Genomic DNA, 22,031 nt, shown 5'->3' with positions numbered 1-22,031 from the left:
CCGACGAGTTCGTTGATGCCGTCACGTTCCGGTCGGTCGGTTGGGGTCTGACCTCATCCGACAGCACACTGGGTCGATGGGCGACGATGATCTGAAGGCTCGACTGCTCGCTGTTCGCAAGGCGCCGCCTGCGTTCGAGGAGGTGACGGTGGTCGATCGGGTCGAGCGGTCGCCGCGGATGCTGCGGGTGTCGCTCGAGGGCGACGTGCTCCGCCGGATCGAGATCGACCAGCCGGCGATGAGCGTCCGGTTCGTCGTGGCGTGGCCGGGCGACGAGCTCGAACTGCCGGAGTGGAACGGGAACGAGTTCCTGCTGGCCGACGGTCGGCGACCGGCGCTGCGCACGTTCACACCGCTCCGCCACGACGCCGAGCGCAGGCGGCTCGATCTCGAGATCGTGCGTCACGACGGCGGTGCGGTGTCGGGGTGGGCCGAGACGGCCGAGCAGGGGAGTGTCGCCGCGTTCTCCGGACCGGGCGCCGGCTACGACTTCCCCGAGGATGCCGATCGGCTCCTGGTGTTCGGCGACGAGACGGCCATGCCGGCCATCGGGCAACTGATCGAGATGGCGCCCGACCACCTCGCACTCGACGTGCACGTCGAGACGGTGACGCCGGAGGCACAGCTCGATCTCGGGCCGCGCGACGTCGACGACGTCACCTGGTACGACACGCCGGCCGGGGCGCAACCCGGAGGGGCGCTGGCCGATCGTGTCGAGACGCTGACCGGCCTCCCCGACGGTGCCCACGTGTGGGCGGCCGGGGAGGCATCGGCGGTTCAGCGAATCCGCAACCACCTCTTCAAGACGCTCGGGGTCGAGCGCGCTCGAGGAACGGTACGGGGATACTGGAAACCCGCTCGGCAGTGAGCCGGCGGGCGGGCGTCAGATGACCTTGACGCCGACGGCTTCGGGGCCCTTGCGGCCCTCGCCGACCTCGAACTCGACCTGCTGGCCTTCGAGGAGGGTCTTGCGGCCCGATCCTTCGATGTTCGAGAAGTGGACGAAGATGTCCTGGTCGCCTTCGCGGCTGATGAATCCGAAGCCCTTCTGATCATTGAAGAACTTCACGGTGCCAGTGGCCATGTACTTACTGCTTTCTACTGCCCGAACGACCGACGTGATCGCTCGACGCGAGGCACGTTACCTGCCCGACGGCCGAACCGTCCGATCGGTTCGACGAGTCGCTCGTCAGCGATCTCGGAATCCCTTGCCCGCGAGGATCTTCGGCACGTACTTGTCGACCCGGGATGCACGCGTGCTCGACTGCTTCGCGCTCGAGAAATAGAGGTGGTACTCGCGGCGGCGACCGGGGGTCAGTTCGTCGAACGCGGCGGCGAGGTCGGGGTCGGCGTCGAGACGCTCTCGGAGTTCGTCGACCATCTCGGGCTCGGGTGCCGGCCCGACCTCGAGACCGCGGGCCTCGACGTCGATCGCCTGCTCGACGTAGGCCGGGACGATCTCGGCGAGCCGCTCCACGTCGGCGACCGACGTGAACTGCATGCGCCGTGCCGAGCGGGTGTTCGGCCCCTGGTCGTGGAGGACGCCCTCGACATCGTCGAGGAGGGCGCCCTTGAAGAACATCAGGGCCAGGAAGTGCTTCATCTCCTGCATGAGCACGATGTGGCTGCCCTCGTGCGAGTAACAGGGCTTGCCCCACTTGATCGTCTCGTCGAGACCGCACTCGAGCAGCACGGCACGCAGGGCGGCCACCTCGTCGGGCCACTGCTCGCTCGCCGCGAGATAGGCGTCGACGTCGTCGAAATGTTCCATCGCGGCATCGTAGGCCGTTGAGGGAACAGGGTCAGTCGCTGTCGGCCTCGGCGGCTCGTTCGGCTTCGAGATCGCGGCCGAGCTCGTCGGTGGCGTCGAGCGGCGGTCGGATCACGTAGTACACCGATCGTCCCATGATGTGGGTGCCGACAGTACCGGCGATCAGCTGGAGCGCGACGATGAGCAGGGCCTCGATGACCGCCGGCGTGGTGCGCAGCGTCATCGCGACCCCGACGGCCATCAGCAAGATACCGAGCGCCGGCGCCTTGGCGGCGGCGTGCATGCGGGCGTACGTGTCGTCGAAGCGGACGGCGCCGATGCCGGCGAGCAGCACGAGGAGTGCTCCGATGATCATGCTGACGCCGCCGACGACGTCCCAGACCTGATCCATCAGCGATCACCTCGCTGTTCGACGAAGCGGGCGATCGCGCCCGTGGCGACGAAGCTGAGCAGGGCGACGACCAGCAAGGTGTCGAGACCGATCGGCGAGCCGATGTGGGCGGTGCCGACGAGGATGCCGCTCATGATCGTGATCAGGAGGGCGTCGAGGGCGATCATGCGGTCGGGGACGGTCGGGCCCCGGAACAGGCGATAGAGGAAGCAGAACGCTGCGAGCGACAGGATGATCAGGGCGGCGGTGGTCATCGCGGACCTCCCTCGTCGGCGGTCGAGAGCTGGGCTCGCTCGACACTGTCGGCGAACTGTTGTCGGGCCTCCCGCGATCCGAACGCCTTGACCGCGAGTTCCTCGAGGTGGAGGAGGTCGCGCCGGACGGCTTCGACGTCGTGCAGGAAGAGAACGTTGACGTACAGCACGGCGGGGTCGCCCTTCGCCTCGATCGTCATCGTGCCCGGGGTCAGCGTGATCACGTTCGCGACCACCATCATCGTGATCGGCTGCGTGGTGCGGAGCGGCACCGCGACGACGCCGTTGCTGATGCGGCTGCCGGGGGTGATGATCTCCCAGGCGAGGATGAGGTTCGACTTGACCAGCTCGACGAGCACGAAGCCCATGAAGTACAGCAGCGCGAGCGGGCGCACCCGGGGTGTCTGCAGGTCTCCTCGTCGGAGCAGCCGGGGCAGTCGGGCGAATGTCAGCACGAACAGCGCCACCACGATGCCGCTGGCGACGTTGGCGAACGACAGGTCGCCCCACAGCAGGATCCAGAGCACCGTCAGCCACAGGATCGCCGCCGAGGCGCGCATCCCCGAAAAGCGGTTCACGGTGCGTCCTCCGCCTGCTCGGGCTCGAGGTCGACCTGAAACTTGACCTCGTCGTCGACCTCGTCGGTGCCGAGCACCGCCGAGACGTAGCCGGTCGGCTCGAGGAGTTCGATGCTGGCACGTTCGGACACGTCGTAGAGGGCGCCGGCGAAGATGCTGACACCGATCGACGACAGGGCGAGGACGGCCGTCGGGGCGATCATGCCGACCGGGGCGCCGAGGAGGTTCGGGTTCCGCTCCGACTCGGGCGCCAGGCCGACGGGCTCCTCGTCCGGGGCGCTCCAGAAGACGTTCGACCAGATCTTGGTCATCGAGAACAGGGTGAGCATGCCGACGAACAGGCTCGCACCGACGACGAGCCACTCGTCGACGGCGAGGCCGGCATCGGCCAGCGCGAACTTGGCGAGGAAGCCCGAGAAGGGCGGCAGGCCGGCCAGACTCAGGGCCGGGACGGCGAACAGGGCGGCGATCACGGGCGCGGTCCGGATCAGTCCGCCGACCTCGGACAGTCGGGACGAGCCGGCGCGGCGGGCGACCAGCCCGGCGACCAGGAACAGTGCCGTCTTCACGATGATGTGGTGGACGATGTAGAAGACGGCGCCGGCGACACCGGCGACGGTGAACAGCCCGAGGCCGAAGATCATGTAGCCGATCTGGCTGATGATGTGGAACGCCAGGATGCGCTTCATGTCGTCCTGGGCGATCGCGCCGAACACGCCGATCACCATCGTCAGCACGGCGACGACCAAGAGGACGGTGCCCATGTAGTCGGGGCGGTCGAAGAGCAGCGTCTGGGTGCGGATGATGGCGTACACGCCGACCTTGGTGAGCAGGCCGGCGAACACCGCCACGACCGGTCCCGGCGCTGTGGGGTAGCTGTCGGGGAGCCAGAAGAACAGCGGGAACAGGCCGGCCTTGATGCCGAACACGGCGAGCATCGCGAGCGCCAGCATCGCCCGGACCGCCGGGTCGAGTTCGGCGATGCGGATCGACAGGTCGGCCATGTTGACGGTGCCCGTCGCGGTGTACACCCAGGCGAGCGTGGTGATGAAGAGCGCCGACGCCACCAGGCTGATCACGACGTAGCTCATGCCCGACCGGACCTGGTCGGGCCGGCCGCCGAACGTGAGGAGCACATAGCTGGCGGCGAGCATCATCTCGAACGCCACGAACAGGTTGAACAGGTCGGCGGTGACGAAGCTGCCCATCACACCGGCGGCGAGCACGAGATACACGGGATGGAACGCGATGCGTCGACGTTCCTCACCGGCTTGGCCGATCGCGTAGATGTGGACGGCCAGCAGCACGAGCGACGACACGGCGATCATCAGTCCGGCGAGACGGTCGACGACGAGCGTGATGCCGAACGGAGCGGGCCAGCCGCCGTCGCGGTGGATCACGTAGCCCTGGTCGTCGGCGCCGATCAGGAGCGCGATGCTGATGCCGAACACGGCGGTGAGCGCGGCGACGGCGATGATGCGCTGGAGCCAGCGCCAGCGACCGACGACGATCGTGATCGCCGCAGCGAGCAGCGGGATCGCGATCGTGAGGGGGACGAGGGTGCTCATACGGTGTGCTCCTCGTCGAGGTCTTCGTCGTCCTCGTCGGCGTCGGACTCGCGCTGGTCGGCGTCGAGGCGGGCGACGATCCGGTCCTCGATGTCGTCCTCGACGCGGTCGTCTCGCGTGAGCTGCCAGCTGCGGAAGCCGAGCGACAGCAGGAAGATCGTGATACCGAACGTGATGACGATGGCCGTGAGCGCCAGTGCCTGGGGGAGGGGATCGGTGTAGTCGTCGGGGTTGGCGCCTTCGGGAACGATCGGCGCCGGGCCGACACCGCCGCCCGACACGAGGAGCAGCAGGTTGGCGCCGTGACCGAGCAGCCCGATGCCGATGATGATGCGCGACAGGCGGCGCTGCATCAGCAGGAACGAGCCGCAGGCGAACAGGACGGCGGCGACGAAGGCGACGAGGACGGTCATGGCGCCGACGCCTCCATCTGCTCGGGGTCCTGCATCGGTACGGCGTCTTCACCGAAGGCCTCGTAGGCCATCAGCACGAGGCCGACGACGACGAGGTACACCCCGATGTCGAACGGCAGGGCCGAGGTGACCTTGATCTTGCCGAGCAGCGGGAGTTCGCCCTGCCACTTGGCGTGCTCGAGGAACGACTCGCCCAGTGCGAGTGGCACGAGTGCGGTCGTCACCGAGACGAACAGGCCGGTGCCGAGCACGAACCACGGCTTCGGTCGGACCGAACGTCTCACCGACGACACGCCACCGTTGACGTAGCGGAGGCTGATCGCGACACCGGCCGTGAGACCGCCGACGAAGCCGCCGCCCGGCTGGTTGTGGCCGGCGAACAGGAAGTAGATCGACAGCACCATGATGCTGGAGAACAGGATCCGCGCCGACACGTCGACCACCGGCAGCCGGGCGAACGCCGGCACCTCGAGCAGGGTCGGCGCCGGCTCGACCGGGCCGCGTCGGGCCACGCGAGCGAGCGCGACGACGCCGAGCGCGGCGATCACGAGCACGGTGATCTCGCCCAACGTGTCCGCGCCGCGGAAGTCGACGAGGATGACGTTGACGACGTTCGAGCCGTCGCCGGACGACACCGACTGACGCACCATGTCGTCGGCGATGTCGGGTTCGGCGACGTCGCTCCGTGCGGCGGCCGTGACGAGTGCCGCGATGAACGCAGTCACGCCGACGAGGGCTGCGACGGCGATACGGATCGGCAGGGCGATCGCCAGGTGCCGATCGTCGAAGCGGGCCGGGAGGAACCGGAGCACCAGGACGAACATGACCGTGGTGAGCACCTCGATGGCGAACTGGGTGAGGGCGAGGTCGGGGGCGCCCTGGGCGACGTAGAAGCCCGACATGCCGAAGCCGACGGCGCCGAGCATGAGCGCAGCGGCGATGCGGCGATGGACGATCGTGGCGCCGATGGCGGCGGCCAGGACGATGCCGGCGAGCGGCACGTGGATCGGGGTGTCGATCAGGTCGGGCCACTCGTCGAGTGCGGCGGCGGCCGGGATCACGATGGCGAGCATCGACACGGTCAGGATGACCATCAGGTACGTCGGCAGCGAGCCGTTCTGCACGACCCGCGTCGTCCGCTTGGCGAACCGGATCAGACCGTTGAGCAGGAACCAGAAGCTCCGGTCGGCGGTCGGGAACCAGGTGATGGCCCGGTGGAAACGGCGCTGGGCGATCGCCACCGGTCGGCGGGCGACCGTCAGGACGACGCCGACGCCGATGATCAGTGCCGAGAGCATCAGTGCGGTGTTGATCCCGTGCCAGAGCGCGAGGTGCTTCGGCTTGGCCGCCTCGTCGAGCGTGGTCGTCGCGGCACCGACGAGGTCGTCGATGATGACCGGCGCGAGCCCTGCCGCGACCGTGAACGTGGCGAGCAGGATCGATGGGCCGGAGAACGTCCACGCCGGCGCCTTCGCCGTCTCGGTGACGTGTTCGTGCTCGGCATCACCGAACCGGCCGAACACACCGAGCACGAAGCGTGCCGAGTAGGCGAACGTCAGGATCGAGCCGACGACGAACACGACGACCAAGGCGGTCGCACCGGTGAAGTCGCCGTGGAGGGCGCCGTCGAGCCCCTTCTCCTTGGCGATGAATCCGAGGAGCGGCGGCAGGCCCGCCATCGACGCCGCCGAGATCGTCGCCACGGCGAGCACGGGCCACCAGGTGCGCCCGAAGCCGTGGAGCGCCCGGATGTCGCGGGTGCCCGCCTGGTGATCGACGATGCCGACGACCATGAAGAGGGCCGCCTTGAAGGCGCCGTGTGCGAGCAGCACGGTGATGCCGGCCTGTGCGAGTTCGTACTCGCCCATGCCGAACAGCAGCATCATGAATCCGAGCTGGCTGACGGTGCCGTACGCGAGGAGCAGTTTGAGGTCGTGCTGACGCAGCGCTCGCCAACCACCGACGATCATCGTGATCGACGACACGACGAGGATCAGGTTGCGCCAGGTGCCCGTTTCGGCGAGCACCGGCGACAACCGGGCCACGAGGTAGACGCCGGCCTTCACCATGGTGGCGGCGTGGAGGTACGTGCTGATCGGTGTGGGCGCGACCATGGCACCGGGCAACCAGCCGGCGAACGGAATCTGCGCCGACTTCGTCATCGCTCCGAGCAGGATCAAGATGACGGCGGCGGTGATGACGCCGCTGTCGCCGACGGAGATGTCGACGAGCTCGCTGATCAGATACGTGCCGGTCGACTGGCCGAGCAGGATGATGCCGGCGAGCAGGGCGAGCCCGCCTGCGCCGGTGATGATGACGGCCATCAGCGCCGAGTCGCGGGCCTTCGGGTTCTCGTCGTCGTTGCCGATGAGCAGGTACGACGTGATCGACGTCAGCTCCCAGAAGACGAACAACGCCATCAGATGATCGGACAGGACGACGCCGAGCATCGCCCCGGCGAACAGGGTCAGCAGGCCGGCGAGCCGGGCGGTCCCTGGTTTCGGATGGCTGAAGTAGCCGACCGCGTAGGTGCAGACGAGGAGCCCGATGCCCGACACCAGCGACACCATGACGACGCTCATGGCGTCCATGCGCAGGACGATGTTCAGACCGAGCTGGGGGATCCAGCCGTATTCCTCGGTGACCGGCTCACCGTCGATCGCTGCGGCGAACTCGGTTCCGAGCACCGCGAGCGTGATCGCCGGGACGACACCGGCGATCGCGAACGCCCACCGGCCCAGACGGTCACCGGCGACGATCAGCGCGATGCCGACGACTGCGTGGAGGGTGAGGACGAAGATCAGCACGATGGGAACGAAGCAGGCGGGATCACCCGCCGAACCGGGGCGAGTATACCGAGCGCCCGGTTCGGGCCGGGTGGGTCAGCCCAGTCGGACGTTGGTGGCTCGCTGGGCCGCTTCGACCTTGACCTGCTGGAAGAAGTCGTTGCCCTTGTCGTCGACCACGATGAACGCCGGGAAGTCCTCGACCTCGATCTTCCAGACGGCCTCCATGCCGAGTTCGGGATACTCGAGCACCTCGACCTGTTTGATGTTGTCGAGCGCGAGGCGTGCGGCCGGTCCGCCGATCGAGCCGAGGTAGAAGCCACCGTGGGCGTTGCATGCGTCGGTGACCTGCTGGCTGCGGTTGCCCTTGGCGAGCATGATCATCGAGCCGCCGGCGGCCTGGAACTGCTCGACGTAGGCGTCCATCCGGCCCGCCGTGGTGGGGCCGAACGAGCCCGAGGCGTAGCCCTCGGGGGTCTTGGCCGGGCCGGCGTAGTAGACGCAGTGGTCCTGCAGGTACTGCGGCATCGGCTCGCCGGCGTCGAGGCGCTCCTTGATCTTGGCGTGCGCGATGTCACGAGCGACGACCATCGGGCCGGTCAGCATCACGCGCGTCTTCACCGGGTACTTCGACAGCTCGGCGCGGATGTCGCTCATCGGGCGGTTGAGATCGATGTGCACCACGTCGCTGCCGTCGAGGTCGTCATGGGTGACGTCGGGCAGGAAACGGGCCGGGTCGGTCTCGAGCTGTTCGAGGAAGACGCCTTCGCGGGTGATCTTGCCGAGCGCCTGCCGGTCGGCCGAGCACGACACGGCGATGCCGACGGGGCAGCTGGCGCCGTGGCGGGGGAGTCGGATGATGCGAACGTCGTGGCAGAAGTACTTGCCGCCGAACTGGGCGCCGATGCCGGTCGTCTGGGCGAGTTCGAGCACCTTCTTCTCGAGGTCGAGGTCGCGGAAGCCGTGGCCGAGCTCGGAACCCTCGGTCGGGAGCGCGTCGAGGTAGCGGGCGGAGGCGAGCTTGGCCGTTTCGACGGCGAACTCGGCCGAGGTGCCGCCGATGACGATCGCCAGGTGGTACGGCGGGCAGGCGGCGGTGCCGAGCGTCTGGATCTTCTCGAAGATCCACGGCAGCAGCGTGGCCTCGTTGAGCAGGGCTTTCGTCTCCTGGAACAGGTAGCTCTTGTTGGCCGAGCCGCCACCCTTGGCCATGAACAGGAACTTGTACTCGTCGCCGTCGATCGCCGAGATCTTGATCTCGCCCGGCAGGTTCGTGCCGGTGTTCTTCTCGTCGTACATGGTGAGCGGCGCCATCTGGCTGTACCGCAGGTTGCTCGTCTGATACGTGTCCTGGATACCGCGGGCGATCGAGCGCTCGTCGCCGCCGCCGGTGTGGACGTTCTGGCCCTTCTTGCCCTTGACGATGGCGGTACCGGTGTCCTGGCACATCGGCAGCACGCCGCCGGCTGCGACGGCCGCGTTCTTCAGCAGGTCGGTGGCGACGAAGCGATCGTTGTCGCTGGCCTCGGGGTCGTCGAGGATGTTGCGCAGCTGCTGGAGGTGCCCGGGTCGGAGGAAGTGGGCGATGTCGTGCATCGCTTCGGCCGTAAGGCGCTGGATCGCCTCCGGCTCGACCTTGAGGAAGGTGCCGAGCTCGGTGTCGACGGTCGACACGCCTTCGGTCGTGATCAGCCGGTACTGGGTCTGGTCGGGCCCGAGCGGCAACAGTTCCGTGAACCCGAAATCGTCATCAGCCATGCCCGAAACCCTACGCCCGGCTCAGTCCGCCCACCGCATCCCCGACGAATGGGGTCGGAGACGTTTCGTCGGCCGGGTGTCGTCGGGCGAGGACGGTCGTCGACGAAACGTATCCGACCCCATGGGCCGTCAGGCCAGGCTCTTGGCGAGGACGAGGACGGCGCTGGCGGCGCAGACGACGAGGACGAACGGACGCACCCGTTCGGGTGGGAGCTTGGCGATCGTGTACTTGCCGACGGAGAAGCCGGCGATGACGCTCGGGATCAGGAAGCACGCCAGCTGCACCTCGCGCCAGCCGGTCACCCCGGCGATCACGAGCGACGGCAGCGTGAAACAGATCAGACCGATCGTGTTGAAAACCGCCAGCGTCGCCCGGAGTACCCGTGGATCGGAGTGCTGGTAGGTGATCGCCATCGGCGGGCCGCCGACGCCCGCCACCGTGCCGGCGAACCCCGACCCGGTGCCGGCGATCAACTGGTTTCGCAGTGTCGGCCGGACATGCAGGCCGGTGACCGAGGCGACCACGGCGAGCAGCACGGCGAGCCCGACCACGATCGTCACGGCCTCGTCGCCCTGCGACGCCACCAGGGCAGCGCCGGCGACCGATCCGACGAAACGGGCCGGGACGGCTCGATAGATGGTCGAGTCGATGTGCGCGCGTTCGCGCCACGCCATCCCCACCACGAGCGGCGGGATCGACAAGGTCAACGCCCCCGGGATGAACGCCGGGTCGATCAAGCTCAGCGTGGGCGCCGCCATCAGGCCGAGTCCGACGCCGATCGACGCCTGGGTGGCGGCACCGATCAGCACGATCACCATGGCGAGCACCATGAGGCCGGCGTCGACGCCGACGATCTGAGCGGCGAGCATCAGCGTCCCTTGAGACGCTTCGGCTCGGCACCGCCCGGGTCGTCGGGCCAGTGATGCTTGGGGTAGCGGCCCGCGAGCTCCTTCTTCACGTCGGCCCACGTCCCGGTCCAGAACCCGGGGAGGTCGGCGGTCACCTGGATCGGCCGGTCGGCGGGCGACAGCAGGCTGAGCACGATCGGTCGGCCGCCGGCGGTGGGATGGACGGTCGTGCCGAACAGGTCTTGCACCCGCACGCTCGCCTCGGGTTCGTCGCTGCGGTAGTCGATCGGCACCGAACGGCCGGTCGGCAGTTCGAGCGTCGCCGGCGCCAACTCGTCGAGATCGGCGCCCTGCGGCCACGGCAGTTGCGAGCGCAGCACCATGACGAGGTCGAGCCGCTCCAGGTCGCGACGCCCGGTCGCCCCGGGCAGGTACGGGGCGAGCCAATCGTCGACGGTGTCGGCGAGTGCCTCGACACTCCAGTCGGGCCACGGGTCGCCGAGGGCACGGTGCAGGAAGTCGACTCGCTGTCGGAGCGCGATCGAGGCACCCGACCAGCCGAGCACGGCGAGCCCGGTCGCGCGCACCCGGTCCATCAGCGCCGCCGTGGTCGCCTCGCCGGGTTCGGGTCGCCGGGTCGTCGCTCCCAGTTGCATGGAGTCGAGCCGTCGTTCGACCCGTTCGACGAGTTCGTCGCGATCGGTGTCCCATGCGAGCTCGGTCCGTTCGACGACCTCGTCACCGAAGACCAGCGCCACCTCGTCGCCGTCGAGTCCGGCGCCGAGTCGGATCCGGGCTCGGTTCCGTTTGCCGTCGAGGTCGGCGGCGACGACGAACGGTTCGTGGGCAAGTGGGTCGTCGTCGGCCAGCCAGGCTCCCGTGCCGCCACGGAGCTGGAACTGCCCGGGCCGGCGTCGCACACCGAGCCGGTCGGGGAACGCATGGAGGAGGGCCAGGCCGGCCCGGTCGGGGTCGATCAGGTCGGTGTCGAAGCTGATCCGGAGGCGTCGTGCGAGGTCGCGTGCGCGCCGCCGGACCTGGTCGACCGCCCGCCGATCGGCCTGATCGTGGCCGCCACGACCGGCGATCAACCGCAGCCGGAGCCCGAGGTCGGCCGGGAGTTCGTCCGGGCGGCCTCGCAGCACGTCACGCTCGTCGAGCAGTACGGCGAGTGCGCAGCCGAGCGGTGAGCGCTCGTCGACCAGCATCCGGGCGAGCCTCGGGTGTACCGGGAGGCCGAGCATCTGTCGACCGACGTCGGTGAGCCGGCCGTCGGCATCGATCGCCTCGAGTCGCTCGAGGAGTTCGGTGGCGCTCCGCATCGCCTTCCGGGGCGGCGGCGTGAGGAACGCGAGATCGTCGGCCGCGGTGCCCCACGACGCGAGCTCGAGCGCCAGTCCGGCGAGGTCGACCTCGGTGATCTCCGGAGCGCGGTGTGCCGGGCGGCTCCCGTGCTCGATCTTGCTCCACAGCCGGTAGCAGGCGCCGGGCTCCACGCGGCCGGCGCGGCCCGCCCGCTGCTCGGCCGAGGCGCGACTGGTCGAGATCGTCGTCAGTCGGGTCATGCCGGTCCGGACGTCGAAGCGCGGTGCCCGGGCGAGTCCGGAGTCGACGACCACTCGAACGCCGTCGACGGTCAGCGACGTCTCGGCGATGTCGGTCGAGAGTACGACCCGTCGTCGCCCCGGTGGCGAGGGAGCGAGCGCCTGATCCTGCTCGGCGAGCGAGAGAGCGCCGGCCAGCGGGTACACGTCGACGTCGGCACCGACCTGGCCCGTGAGCTGCTCCTGGGTACGTCGGATCTCGCCGATGCCGGGGAGGAACACCAAGACGTCGCCCGGTTCGTCACGCAGCGCCTGCACGACGGTGCGGGTGGTCGCCTGTTCGATGCGCTCCTTGCGGTCGCGCGGCGCCCACCGCATGTCGACCGGGAACATCCGTCCTTCGCTCTCGATCAGCGGCGCGTCGCCGAGCGCGGTGACGAGGGCGTCGGTGTCGGGCGTCGCCGACATGGCGAGGATGCGCAGGTCGGGGCGGAGCGTCGACCGGGCGTCGAGGGAGAAGGCGAGCCCCACGTCGGTCGGCAGGTTGCGCTCGTGCACCTCGTCGAACACGACCAGGCCGACACCGGGCAGCTCGGGATCGGTCTGGAGCCGACGGGTGAGGATGCCCTCGGTGACGACCTCGATCCGGGTGTCGGGGCCGAGGTGGCGCTCGTCGCGGGTTTGGTAGCCGACGACGCCGCCGACCTCGGTGCCGAGCAGGTCGGCCATTCGTCGGGCAGCGGCCCGGGTGGCCAGGCGGCGGGGTTCGAGGACGACGATCTTGCGTCCCTCGAGCCACGGCTCGTCGAGCAGCGCGAGCGGTACGAGGGTCGTCTTGCCGGCTCCCGGGGGAGCGACGAGTACGGCGGTGCCGTGGTCGGCGAGTGCGGTGCGGAGTGCGGGGAAGGTCTCGACGACCGGCAGGTCGGGGAGCGGCCGGCCGGCCACAGGTCAGCCGGCGGCGGGCGAGCCGGCGAACGCCACCGGGTCGCCGGGCGCCGGGATCGTCGGCGGGCTCCAGCGCGTGGTGTCGGAGATGGCGTCGGCGACGGCCTCCCACGACTCGGGGCTCCAGCCCTCGGCCGTGGCGACGGCCTCACCGTCGACGCGGACGAACACGAACGCCGGGAGCGACTCGAGTTCGAGCGCCTTCACGAAGCTGCGGTCGGGGTCGGTGAACACCAGGAACTGCTCGGTGAGCGGGCCCAGGAATTTCTTGGCGTCGGCGTCGTCGGCCGTCACGACGAAGTTGACGCGAGCGTGCGAACCGCGGAACTCCTCGAGGATGCGGACGGCGGTCTTGAGGACCCAGGCGCTCTCGTTGGTGTACGGGTCGAGGACGACGCTCGCCAGATGGAACGTCGTGAGCCACTCGGCCAGCTCGCGGGCTTCGCCTCCGAGGGGGCGCAACATCAGATCGTCAGGCAGTTTCGTCGCCACGGCGTGCGATCCTACCGACCCCCACCACAACCCGCCGAATGCGTGAACAAACTGCGGAATAGTTCCGCAGTTTGTTCACGCCTTGGTCGGGTCGGCGCGAGTGAATCGGGGGTGGGGGAGGGCGTAGGTTGGTGGGGTGCATCCGATCGAGCATCTGCGCTACGTGGCACGCTCCGGTGGAGGCGACCCGGGCGACCTCGCTCGCGAGGCGGCGTTCGCCCTCGGCTCGCTCCGCGCCGACCCGGCGAACCTCGTCGTCGCCAGCCGGCGCATGATCGAACGTCACCCCGACGCCGGACCGATGTGGTGGCTGTGCGCCCAGTTGCTGGTGTCCGACGACCCGTCGACGCTGGCGTGGGAGTTGGCCGACGTGCTGATGGACGACCCGGTCACCGCACGCCTCACCTCCGCACTGCCCGCCGACGGCGCCGTGGTGACGGTCGGATACCCGCCCACCATTGCCGACGCCCTGGTCGGCCGCGACGACCTGCGTGTCTGGTGCGCCGACAGCGAGTTCCGGGCAGGCGACCTGGTCCGTCGCCTCGACCGCGCCGAGGTCGCCGCCGAACCGATCACCCACGACCAGCTCCCGGCCGCGGTCGCCGACGCCGACCTCGTGCTGATCGAAGCCGCCGCTGCGTGCGACCGTCGCGTGCTCACGACGCTGGGCAGTCAGGTGTTGGCCGCGACGGCGTCGTCGGCCGGCACACCCGTGTGGCTCGTCACCCCGACCGGGACCCGCATCCCGCACCAGTACGTCGCCGAGGTCGCCCGACGAGCGATCCCCGACGACGACGGGTGGGGAGCGTCGGTCGACGATCTGCCGATCGACCTGGTCGACGTGGTGATCAACGCGGACGGCCGGTCGACCCAGGTCGGCGTCGCACTGCGTTCCGAGTGCCCGTTCGCGCCGGAACTCCTGCGTACCGGCATCGTCTGAGCTGCCACCGGCCGCCGGCGCTCCCCGGGTACCGTGGCCACATGACTCCCCGAATCCCGGCGCTCCTGTTCGTCGGCGCACTGGTGATCGCCGGGTGCAGTGGAGGCGACGACGAGTCGGCCTCGACCACCGACGCCGCCCCCGAGACGACGGCGACGCCGAGCACCAGCGCTCCGGCGCCCGCCACCGATGCACCGTCGACGACGGCACCCGACGACACGACGGCGCCGGCCGGCGAGTTCGCCGACTGGTGCGCCGTCGCGATCGAGGTCGAGACCCTGAGCAGTGAGAGCGACCTGGTCGACTACACCGACCCGGCAGCGGTGGAGGAATACCTCGACCAGTTGATCCCGGCGCTCGAAGCGTCGGTCGACTCGGCCCCGGCCGAGATCGCCGACGCCGTCGCCACGTCGGCCGACATCAGCGGCCAGTTCCGAGACGCGCTCGCCGACGCCGGCTACGACATGCTCGTGGCCGACCTCTCCCTGGTCGACGAACTCGACGCCGAGCGCGACGCCGCCCGGGACGAGATCCGGGCGTTCAACGCCGAGCACTGCGGCTTCGAGTTCGACGACGACGTCGACCCCGACGAACCCGACGACGACTTCAGCTTCAGCGACGGTTCACTCCGCGACCAGTTCATCGGCCAGCTCGTCGCCTCGGGGTTCACGATGCCCGAAGCGGCGTGCATCTTCCAGGAGATGGACTTCTCGGACCCGTCGTCGCTCGAAGACCCCGACGCCCTCATCCCGATCTTCGAGTTCTGCGGCATCGATCTGGACCGTCTGGAGGAGATCGGCACCGCCGTCGCACCCGACCTCGCCGTCGGTGACGACCTGCTGGCCACCAGCCTCGCCTCGATCGGTCTCGACGACGACCAGATCGAGTGCGTGACCGCCGAGATCGAGGCGTTGCCGCCGAGCGACGTCGACGAAGACCTCGTGCTCGCCACCATGCTCGGTTGTGGCGTCTCGATGGAGCAGATCACCTCGCCCGACCTGTCGTCGGCGGGCGAACTCGAAGACCTCTACGTCGAGCAGTTCATGGCGATGGGTGTCGACGAGGAGGGCGCCCAATGTCTGTACGACGAGCTGCTCGTCGGCAACATCGAGGGATTCACCGCCGAAGACGTGCTCGGCGCACTGGATCTGTGCGGCATCGATCCGCTCACGCTGGACTGACCGTCATGGGCATCGACTACGACGCGATCCTGTTCGACGCAGGCGGGGTGCTGGTGCTGCCCGACCCGACGGTGCTCGGCCCGCTGCTCGAGCCGTACGGCGGCGAGCCGTCGGTCGAGGTGCACCGGCGAGCGCACTACGCCGCCATGGCGGCCAAGTCACGAGAACTCGAGGGTGAGACCGAGTGGGACTCGTACAACGTCACCTACGTGCGAACGGTCGGTGTGCGTGACGATCTGGTGGACCACGCAGCCGTGGTGCTCGACCACACCCGGACTGCGCACCTCTGGCGCTGGGCGATCCCCGAGACGCTCACGGCCCTGGCCGCTCTGGCCGAACGAGGCGTGCCGATGGGCGTGGTGTCGAACGCGAGCGGTCAGGTGGAGGCCGCGCTCGCGGTCGCCGAGATCTGCCAGGCCGGCGACGGGCCGTGCACGTCGATGCGCGTCGTGATCGACAGCCATGTCGTGGGGGTGGCGAAGCCCGACCCACGCATCTTCGACTTCGCACTCCCGTACTTCGCCGAGTTCGAGCGTGACCGCATCGTCTACGTCGGCGACTCGGTCGTGATGGACGTCGGCGGCGCCACGGCGGCCGGTCTGACCCCGGTCCTGATCGACCCCTATGACGACCACGAGGGCGCCGACTTCGCACGCATCCGAGCCGTCACCGACCTCCTGTAACAGATGGGGTCAGGCACCTTCTGGCAAGCCAGGTCGAGGTCACCAGGGCGTCGAAGTCCAGAAGGTGCCTGACCCCATCTGTTCAGGCGACCATGCGGCGGGCGATGACCTTGAGGCAGAGGGTCTCGTCGGCGCCTTCGAAGATCGACAGCACCCGGGCGTCGACGAACAGGCGGCTGACCTCGTACTCCTCGGCGTAGCCGAAGCCGCCGTGGATCTGCATCGCCTCGCGGGTGACCCACTCGGCGGCCTTGCAGACGTACGCCTTCACCATCGAGGCCTCCATCTGGCCCTTGCCCTCGCCCATGAGGCGGGCGACCGCGTACGAGAACTGGCGGCTGGCCTGGATCAGCATGGCCATGCGGCCGAGCTTGGCCTGGGTCAGCTCGTACTCCATGATGTTCTCGCCGAACACCTTGCGGTTCTCGGCGTACTCCACGGCCGAGTCGTAGGCGGCCTGCATCACGCCGAGCGCACGCGCAGCCGTCTGGAGGCGTCCGTTCTCGAAGCCGGCCATCTGGAGATAGAAGCCCTTGCCCATGCCGTCCTCGCCACCGACGAGGTTGTCGGCGGGCACCCACCACTCGTCGAGGGCGATCTCGTAGGAGTGCATGCCGCGGTAGCCGATCGTGTCGATGGGGCGGCCCTCCATCTTGCCCTTGCGGTCGACGCCGTCGATGGTGACGGGGTCTTGCTCGAGCACGAAGCCGTGACCGTCGCCGCGGGGCTTGGGCACGATGAACAGGCTCAGGCCACGGTGGCCGGCCGTCTTGTCGGGGTCGGTGCGGGCCAGGAGCGACAGCACGTCGGCACGGGCGCCGAAGGTGCACCAGGTCTTCACACCGTTGATCACGTAGCCGGGCTGGCCTTCGGGGCCCTTGGCCGGGGTGGCGGTGACCTTGAGGCCGGCGACGTCGGATCCGTAGTCGGGCTCGGTGACCGCAACGGCGGGCATGACCTCGGCCGTCGCCAGCTTGGGGAGCCACTGCGACTTCTGCTCTTCGGTGCCGCCCTTCACGAGCGCCCGGGTGAGGATCTCGGGTCGGGTGATGAGCGAACCGCCGATGCCGAGGCTGGCCTTGCTGAGTTCTTCGGTGGCGACGACCATGCCGAGGTACTCGTCGGGGCCGCCTTCGCTGTAGCCGCCGTACTCGGCGGGCACGCTCAGGCCGAAGGCGCCGAGCTCGGCCATGCCGGAGATGATCTCCTCGGGCACGTCGCCGTTGGTGCGGTGGACGTGCTCGGCGTGGGGCGCGATGACGTCGTCGGCGAACGAACCGAACGCGTCGCGCACCATGTCCATGTCGTCGGGCAGGTGCAGCGCACCGGGCGTCTTGGCGAGCGAGGCGACGAACGACGGGTCGCGGTACTCGCCGACGAAACCGTCGGTCGATGCCAAGGCGTCGGCGTCGACGCCCCACAGCTCGTGACGGCCGATCAGCTTGGTGGCGAGATCGTGCACGGCGTCGGCAGCGAAGCCGCAGGTGAGGGCGGCCTCGGTGTCGCCCTTGGTGCCGTACTCGAGCATCGCTCGCGCCGTGGCGACGGCGGCGCCGCCGTGGGCGAGGTCGTACGCGAAGACCTGGTTCTGGTCGGGCCCACCGAGCTCGGTCAGGCGAGCGATGGCTTTGGCGATCACGGCCTCGGCGGTCTCGATGGCGGCTTCGGCGGCGGCGAGATCGGGCGTCGTCATGGCTCCAACTTACTGCCCGGTAACCCGTGCGCCCCAAGCCGAGCGCGCCGTGGCATCCTGGCCGGGTGGCAAGTCTGTGTGTGTTCTGCGGTGCGAATCCGGGCAACGACGCGGCGATCATCGAACGGGCGACCGAGCTGGGTCGCTCGATCGCCGAGCACGGGCACCGTCTGGTCTACGGCGGCGGCCGCGTCGGCCTGATGGGCACCGTTGCCGACGCCGCTCTGTCGGCCGGTGGCGAGGTCGCCGGGTTCATCCCGCAGGCGCTGTACGACCGCGAGGTCGCCCACACCGGGCTGACCGACCTGATCGTCACCGACTCGATGCACACTCGGAAGCAGGCGATGTGCGACGAGTCCGACGGGATGATCGCCCTGCCGGGCGGGTACGGCACGCTCGACGAGGTGATCGAGATCCTGACCTGGAACCAGATCGGCACGATCGCCAAGCCGGTCGTGTTCCTCGACGTCAACGGCTACTTCGACAGCCTGTTCCGCTTCTTCGACGAGTGCGTCGACGCCGGGCTGATCATGCCGGCCCACCGGGCGATGGCGCAGCGGGCGTCGACGGTGGCCGACGCGTTGGCGATCGCCACCGGCCCGGCGCCGAGCAGCCCGAGCAAGTGGACCGACCCGAGCGTTCGATGACGGGTCGGAGCCCGCGGTCCGTCGATGACGTCGACTGGGCGACCTGGGACCCGAACATCCGGGCGACGCTGCTGTTCGTGATCCGCGACGAACAGGTGCTGCTGATCCACAAGAAGCGCGGGATCGGTGCCGGCAAGATCAACGGGCCCGGCGGCAAGATCGACCCGGGCGAGACGGCGATGGAGTGTGCCGTCCGCGAGACGCAGGAGGAGTTGCACGTCACGGCGACCGGCGTCGCCGAGGCGGGTCGGCTGTGGTTCGACTTCGTCGACGGCACCAAGATCCACTGCATCGTCTTCCGAGCCGACGACTTCGACGGTGAGCCGACCGAGACCGACGAAGCCGTGCCGCTCTGGTTCACCCTCGACGACGTCCCCTTCGAGCGGATGTGGCAAGACGACGAACTCTGGTTCCCGTCCCTCCTGAACCGGGTCCCCTTCGAGCTGAAGGCAACCTTCGACGACGACCAGTTGCTCGACGCCCAACTCTCCGTCGGTTGAGGTCAGACCCCAACCGACGATCCAGTCGGTCGGTCACCGCAGAGACTCCGTCGGTTGGGGTCTGACCTCAACCGACTGGCACCTCACCGGCAGCTCGAGGGAAGGGGCCCGAGCGCATCGGGGGAGATCGGGGGACTCTCCAGCAACCCTCCGGTCGATCCAGCCGGGTCGACGGTGAACGTGATGGGTTCGTCGAGTACCACGCCGTCGGGGATGGCAACGCTGGCGAGGAGCGCGCCGTCGGCCGGATTCACGCTCGGGGACGTGGCGTCGGGGAGCGGGCGCTCGCCGATCCGGGCCTCGACCGCCATCGACTCCACCCCGTCGCCGTGTCCGAGGATCGTCAGCTGCAGCTGCCCGGTGTTCCGGCAGTCGATCTGAGCGTTGGTGACCTGGAAGCCGGCGTCGCCGATGGCGAGGAAGCGTCCGGAGTCGGTGGCGAACTCGACGATCGTCGGACTCGAGGTGGCGTCCGCTGCGATGGAGGTCGTTCCGCTCAACTCGGATCGGGGCAGCGCCAGCACCGTCGCCTCGTGATCGAGTGGGAGTCGGCAGCCGTCTTCCGGATCGCTGAATGTTCGAACCTGGACGTGGCCGTCGACCAGGTCGAGACCATCGAAGAAGGGTCCACAGGTGCCACCGTCGATCGACACGAGCAGGGCGATTTCCGACTCGTAGTCGATCGGATCGCCGGTGCCGACGCGGTCGAACAGTGTCAACAGGCTGTCGAGCTGCGCCTGGTCGGCCGCCCAGCCGATCCATCCACCGCCACTGCCGCCGATCGGCCGTGACACGACTCGGAACGGGACGTCGTCGTCGCGGCCGGATTCCGACGGGGGTTCCCAGGGTGCAGCCTCGCTGGTCGCACAACTCGTCACTGTCTCGGCCGGGATCGGGATGCGGGCGTACTCGATGTCGCCGTCGGTCACCACCAGCTCGGCGTTCTCGCCGGGTACCTCGGTGAGACCGAATCCGATCACCACTTGACCACTGCCGCTCGTGGTGCCGTTCCCGAGCTCCTGGCCGTCTTCGACGACCGTGAGGGTTCGTGTCGCACGCTCGGGCATCTCGAGACCGACGTTCGCCATGACGAGTGATCCGTCGGGACCGCCGCAGCCGATCCGGATACTCGTCACGAAGGCGTCGCCGGTGTCGATGCCGAGCCGCTCGTTTCGGCTGCTGTATCCGGCGAGCGGGATGACGTGCGTGAAGCCGCGGACCGGGTCCTGGAAGGCGAGGATCGGGGAGCCGTACCACGACGTCAGGTCGGCGTTGCCCGAGCGGACCTGGGTGTCGATGACCATCCCGGCATCGGGGCACCCCGTCGGATCGACGACCTCGTCGACGGGACAGATCCGTCCGACTCCCTCCTCGACGACGAGTTGTGCGTCGAACATCCGCCAGATCGGACCGGACGACGACAGGGTGAAGAACTGCTCGACCGTGATGCCGTCGCCGAACGGTCGGGCCGGCAGCGGGTACTGCTCACCGTCGGGCACCTCGGGGTCGCCCTCGACCCGGGTCGCGTCGGACGCCAGGATCTCGACCTCGTCGCCGACGACCCTGCCGGCGTAGCCGGTGAGATCGTCGACACGGTCACGTGTGGCCGACCGGCCCCACGCGTCCCACACCTCGCCCTCGGAGAAGAACGACCGGCCCGATTCGGATGCGACCACGAAGCTCATCAGGTTGGTGGTGTCCGGGTCGACCGGTGAGATCAGATCGATCGTCGCCTGAATCACCGACACGTCGCCGTCGCCGTGGTTGACGACGTAGAACATGCCGGCGGCGGTGTTGTGCAGTTCGGGCTCGCCCTCCGGCGGCAGCGGCACGACCACGTCGGTCGGCGTCAACGTGACGGTGGCGGCATCGTCCGACTCGTCCGGCGTTCCGTCCGGCGCCGTGTACTCGATCGTCTGCTCGGACACGTCGTACAGCTCCGCGGCGGGCACGACGATGTCGGCGCGGTCGCCCAGTGCCGCACGGTCGATGGCGACGACGTACAGCCACGACAGGAGCGGGTCCTCGCAGGCGTCGGCTCGCTCCTCGAACACCGGTATCCAGGTGCTGACGCCGTTCCGGTTGGTCACCTCGAACCGGGTGACGACGTCGGCGCACGCGTTGTCGGGTCGGGTCATGACGAGGGCGACAGCCTCAGCGAATTCGACGTCGGGCTGCTCGACGCCGGGGTTCCAGCCGGCCCACAGCGAGTCGAGCTCCTCCGTCGAGCCGACGAGCGCGGCGTTGCCGAACCCGACCGTGGTCTCGGCGACGATGACGACCTCGAAGTACGCCTCGTCGGCGATCAGTGTCTCGCCGTCGTTCGGGCGCAGCGCGTCGTCGACCGGGCTCACCGGGGCGGTGGCATCGTCGCCTCGCATCAGGACGAGGCCGGTTACGCCGACCACGATCAGGACGACGACGGCAGCGGGGAGGAGCCAGCGCGGCGTGCCCGACGGCTGCCGGTGACGCTCGAACACGCTCTTGGCGCCGGCTTCGTCGACTTCGGGTGCGAGTCGGGCGAGTTGCGCGGCGAAGTCGGTTTCAGGCATCGGACACCTCCATCAGGGAACGGAGACGGGTGCGTGCGTCGTGCAGGTTCGACTTCACCGTGCCGGGGCTGACCTCGAGCGCCGCTGCGACCTCGTCGACCGGGAGGTCGGCCAGGTAGTGCAGACACACCGCCGCCCGCATCCGGTCGGGGAGTGCGGCGACGGCACGTCGCAGGTCGAGCAGATCGGCGGTGAGGTCGGCGTCGGGAACCGGCCGCACGGTGGTGAGGATCTCGCTTCGGCGGCGCCGGTTGCGTTGGCCGTTGAGGAGGCGGTTGACCGCCACCCGTCGGACCCAGCCGGCCGGGTCGTCATAGCGCGACACCTCGGCCCACTTCCGGTCGGCCCGGATGAACGCCTCCTGGACCGCGTCGGCGGCGTCGACCGGGTCGAACGCGACGCCGAGCGATCGCACGAGACGCCCGTATTCGGCGTCGAAGAGCCCACTCACATCCGTCATGTCACCCCCGACACCCGCCAGCA

At 69.1% G+C, this 22,031-nt stretch carries 21 protein-coding genes; 6 read left to right on the top strand and 15 right to left on the bottom strand.

The window, feature by feature from the left end:
- Nucleotides 1-76: 76 nt before the first annotated feature.
- Nucleotides 77-868 (top strand): siderophore-interacting protein, encoded by a 792-nt coding sequence (locus BDK89_RS14130; protein WP_133869552.1) that lies wholly within the window; start codon nucleotides 77-79, stop codon nucleotides 866-868.
- A 15-nt stretch (nucleotides 869-883) separates the two neighbouring features.
- On the opposite strand, the gene BDK89_RS14125 is transcribed toward BDK89_RS14130, so the two are convergent.
- The 12 genes from BDK89_RS14125 to BDK89_RS14070 all read right to left on the bottom strand — a co-directional run bounded on the left by BDK89_RS14125 (nucleotide 884) and on the right by BDK89_RS14070 (nucleotide 13,352).
- On the bottom strand, nucleotides 884-1,084 hold the full coding sequence (locus BDK89_RS14125; protein ID WP_133869551.1) for a cold-shock protein: 201 nt from the start codon (nucleotides 1,082-1,084) through the stop codon (nucleotides 884-886).
- Nucleotides 1,085-1,189: 105 nt separating this feature from the next.
- The gene (locus BDK89_RS14120; RefSeq protein ID WP_166657584.1) at nucleotides 1,190-1,771 is read right to left on the bottom strand and encodes a YdeI/OmpD-associated family protein; all 582 of its coding nucleotides are present in this window, start codon (nucleotides 1,769-1,771) and stop codon (nucleotides 1,190-1,192) included.
- A 31-nt stretch (nucleotides 1,772-1,802) separates the two neighbouring features.
- The gene (locus BDK89_RS14115) at nucleotides 1,803-2,162 is read right to left on the bottom strand and encodes a cation:proton antiporter (RefSeq protein ID WP_133869550.1); all 360 of its coding nucleotides are present in this window, start codon (nucleotides 2,160-2,162) and stop codon (nucleotides 1,803-1,805) included.
- On the bottom strand, nucleotides 2,162-2,416 hold the full coding sequence (locus BDK89_RS14110; protein WP_133869549.1) for an MrpF/PhaF family protein: 255 nt from the start codon (nucleotides 2,414-2,416) through the stop codon (nucleotides 2,162-2,164). The genes BDK89_RS14115 and BDK89_RS14110 overlap by 1 nt, the downstream gene beginning before the upstream one ends.
- Nucleotides 2,413-2,994, bottom strand: a complete 582-nt coding sequence (locus tag BDK89_RS14105) for a Na+/H+ antiporter subunit E (protein WP_133869548.1) — start codon at nucleotides 2,992-2,994, stop codon at nucleotides 2,413-2,415. The genes BDK89_RS14110 and BDK89_RS14105 overlap by 4 nt, the downstream gene beginning before the upstream one ends.
- A complete protein-coding gene (locus tag BDK89_RS14100) occupies nucleotides 2,991-4,562 on the bottom strand; it encodes a Na+/H+ antiporter subunit D (RefSeq protein ID WP_133869547.1) in 1,572 nt (523 codons plus the stop codon). The genes BDK89_RS14105 and BDK89_RS14100 overlap by 4 nt, the downstream gene beginning before the upstream one ends.
- The gene (locus BDK89_RS14095; RefSeq protein ID WP_133869546.1) at nucleotides 4,559-4,975 is read right to left on the bottom strand and encodes a sodium:proton antiporter; all 417 of its coding nucleotides are present in this window, start codon (nucleotides 4,973-4,975) and stop codon (nucleotides 4,559-4,561) included. The genes BDK89_RS14100 and BDK89_RS14095 overlap by 4 nt, the downstream gene beginning before the upstream one ends.
- Nucleotides 4,972-7,782: a hydrogen gas-evolving membrane-bound hydrogenase subunit E gene (gene mbhE / locus BDK89_RS14090; RefSeq protein WP_133869545.1), complete on the bottom strand. Its 2,811-nt coding sequence runs from the start codon at nucleotides 7,780-7,782 to the stop codon at nucleotides 4,972-4,974. Before mbhE ends, BDK89_RS14095 begins: the two co-directional genes overlap by 4 nt.
- Nucleotides 7,783-7,857: 75 nt before the next feature.
- Nucleotides 7,858-9,519 carry a fumarate hydratase gene (locus BDK89_RS14085; RefSeq protein WP_133869544.1) on the bottom strand — a complete coding sequence of 554 codons (1,662 nt, stop codon included), beginning with the start codon at nucleotides 9,517-9,519 and terminating at the stop codon, nucleotides 7,858-7,860.
- 129 nt (nucleotides 9,520-9,648) lie between these two features.
- Nucleotides 9,649-10,389, bottom strand: a complete 741-nt coding sequence (locus tag BDK89_RS14080) for a sulfite exporter TauE/SafE family protein (protein ID WP_133869543.1) — start codon at nucleotides 10,387-10,389, stop codon at nucleotides 9,649-9,651.
- Nucleotides 10,389-12,860: an ATP-dependent helicase HrpB gene (hrpB, locus tag BDK89_RS14075; RefSeq protein ID WP_133869542.1), complete on the bottom strand. Its 2,472-nt coding sequence runs from the start codon at nucleotides 12,858-12,860 to the stop codon at nucleotides 10,389-10,391. Before hrpB ends, BDK89_RS14080 begins: the two co-directional genes overlap by 1 nt.
- A 3-nt stretch (nucleotides 12,861-12,863) precedes the next feature.
- Nucleotides 12,864-13,352, bottom strand: a complete 489-nt coding sequence (locus BDK89_RS14070) for a TlpA family protein disulfide reductase (RefSeq protein ID WP_133869541.1) — start codon at nucleotides 13,350-13,352, stop codon at nucleotides 12,864-12,866.
- Nucleotides 13,353-13,488: 136 nt separating this feature from the next.
- Here BDK89_RS14070 and BDK89_RS14065 point away from each other — a divergent pair, with 136 nt between their 5' ends.
- From BDK89_RS14065 to BDK89_RS14055, 3 genes are read left to right on the top strand one after another with little or no spacing between them, the layout of a single operon-like run.
- Entirely contained in the window at nucleotides 13,489-14,292 is an 804-nt protein-coding gene (locus BDK89_RS14065) for a hypothetical protein (RefSeq protein WP_133869540.1), read from the top strand.
- Between the two features lie 41 nt (nucleotides 14,293-14,333).
- On the top strand, nucleotides 14,334-15,473 hold the full coding sequence (locus BDK89_RS14060) for a hypothetical protein (RefSeq protein WP_133869539.1): 1,140 nt from the start codon (nucleotides 14,334-14,336) through the stop codon (nucleotides 15,471-15,473).
- A 5-nt stretch (nucleotides 15,474-15,478) separates the two neighbouring features.
- Nucleotides 15,479-16,156, top strand: a complete 678-nt coding sequence (locus BDK89_RS14055; RefSeq protein WP_133869538.1) for an HAD family hydrolase — start codon at nucleotides 15,479-15,481, stop codon at nucleotides 16,154-16,156.
- 82 nt (nucleotides 16,157-16,238) lie between these two features.
- Here BDK89_RS14055 and BDK89_RS14050 read toward each other — a convergent pair whose 3' ends face one another.
- Entirely contained in the window at nucleotides 16,239-17,849 is a 1,611-nt protein-coding gene (locus tag BDK89_RS14050; RefSeq protein ID WP_133869537.1) for an acyl-CoA dehydrogenase family protein, read from the bottom strand.
- Nucleotides 17,850-17,914: 65 nt separating this feature from the next.
- Here BDK89_RS14050 and BDK89_RS14045 point away from each other — a divergent pair, with 65 nt between their 5' ends.
- Together BDK89_RS14045 and BDK89_RS14040 are read left to right on the top strand one after the other, a co-directional pair.
- Nucleotides 17,915-18,496 carry an LOG family protein gene (locus BDK89_RS14045; RefSeq protein ID WP_133869536.1) on the top strand — a complete coding sequence of 194 codons (582 nt, stop codon included), beginning with the start codon at nucleotides 17,915-17,917 and terminating at the stop codon, nucleotides 18,494-18,496.
- Nucleotides 18,493-18,996: an 8-oxo-dGTP diphosphatase gene (locus BDK89_RS14040; RefSeq protein WP_133869535.1), complete on the top strand. Its 504-nt coding sequence runs from the start codon at nucleotides 18,493-18,495 to the stop codon at nucleotides 18,994-18,996. The genes BDK89_RS14045 and BDK89_RS14040 overlap by 4 nt, the downstream gene beginning before the upstream one ends.
- A gap of 83 nt (nucleotides 18,997-19,079) precedes the next feature.
- On the opposite strand, the gene BDK89_RS14035 is transcribed toward BDK89_RS14040, so the two are convergent.
- A complete protein-coding gene (locus BDK89_RS14035) occupies nucleotides 19,080-21,548 on the bottom strand; it encodes a hypothetical protein (protein WP_133869534.1) in 2,469 nt (822 codons plus the stop codon).
- Entirely contained in the window at nucleotides 21,541-22,008 is a 468-nt protein-coding gene (locus BDK89_RS14030) for an RNA polymerase sigma factor (RefSeq protein WP_166657583.1), read from the bottom strand. Before BDK89_RS14030 ends, BDK89_RS14035 begins: the two co-directional genes overlap by 8 nt.
- Between the last annotated feature and the right edge of the window lie 23 nt (nucleotides 22,009-22,031).

The sequence above is a fragment of the Ilumatobacter fluminis genome, from assembly GCF_004364865.1.
Classification (GTDB): domain Bacteria; phylum Actinomycetota; class Acidimicrobiia; order Acidimicrobiales; family Ilumatobacteraceae; genus Ilumatobacter; species Ilumatobacter fluminis.
The sequence above is the reverse complement of the archived record's forward strand: the minus strand, read 5'-3'. Positions and strand labels throughout refer to the sequence as shown.

Coding starts and splice junctions, on each gene's coding strand:
- BDK89_RS14060 (WP_133869539.1), top strand. CDS start 14,334: ATGACTCCCCGAATCCCGGCGCTCCTGTTCGTCGGCGCACTGGTGATC.
- BDK89_RS14110 (WP_133869549.1), bottom strand. CDS start 2,416: ATGACCACCGCCGCCCTGATCATCCTGTCGCTCGCAGCGTTCTGCTTC.
- BDK89_RS14035 (WP_133869534.1), bottom strand. CDS start 21,548: ATGCCTGAAACCGACTTCGCCGCGCAACTCGCCCGACTCGCACCCGAA.
- BDK89_RS14125 (WP_133869551.1), bottom strand. CDS start 1,084: ATGGCCACTGGCACCGTGAAGTTCTTCAATGATCAGAAGGGCTTCGGA.
- BDK89_RS14080 (WP_133869543.1), bottom strand. CDS start 10,389: ATGCTCGCCGCTCAGATCGTCGGCGTCGACGCCGGCCTCATGGTGCTC.
- BDK89_RS14095 (WP_133869546.1), bottom strand. CDS start 4,975: ATGACCGTCCTCGTCGCCTTCGTCGCCGCCGTCCTGTTCGCCTGCGGC.
- BDK89_RS14120 (WP_166657584.1), bottom strand. CDS start 1,771: ATGGAACATTTCGACGACGTCGACGCCTATCTCGCGGCGAGCGAGCAG.
- BDK89_RS14055 (WP_133869538.1), top strand. CDS start 15,479: ATGGGCATCGACTACGACGCGATCCTGTTCGACGCAGGCGGGGTGCTG.
- BDK89_RS14100 (WP_133869547.1), bottom strand. CDS start 4,562: ATGAGCACCCTCGTCCCCCTCACGATCGCGATCCCGCTGCTCGCTGCG.
- BDK89_RS14040 (WP_133869535.1), top strand. CDS start 18,493: ATGACGGGTCGGAGCCCGCGGTCCGTCGATGACGTCGACTGGGCGACC.
- BDK89_RS14115 (WP_133869550.1), bottom strand. CDS start 2,162: ATGGATCAGGTCTGGGACGTCGTCGGCGGCGTCAGCATGATCATCGGA.
- BDK89_RS14050 (WP_133869537.1), bottom strand. CDS start 17,849: ATGACGACGCCCGATCTCGCCGCCGCCGAAGCCGCCATCGAGACCGCC.
- BDK89_RS14130 (WP_133869552.1), top strand. CDS start 77: ATGGGCGACGATGATCTGAAGGCTCGACTGCTCGCTGTTCGCAAGGCG.
- BDK89_RS14030 (WP_166657583.1), bottom strand. CDS start 22,008: ATGACGGATGTGAGTGGGCTCTTCGACGCCGAATACGGGCGTCTCGTG.
- BDK89_RS14085 (WP_133869544.1), bottom strand. CDS start 9,519: ATGGCTGATGACGATTTCGGGTTCACGGAACTGTTGCCGCTCGGGCCC.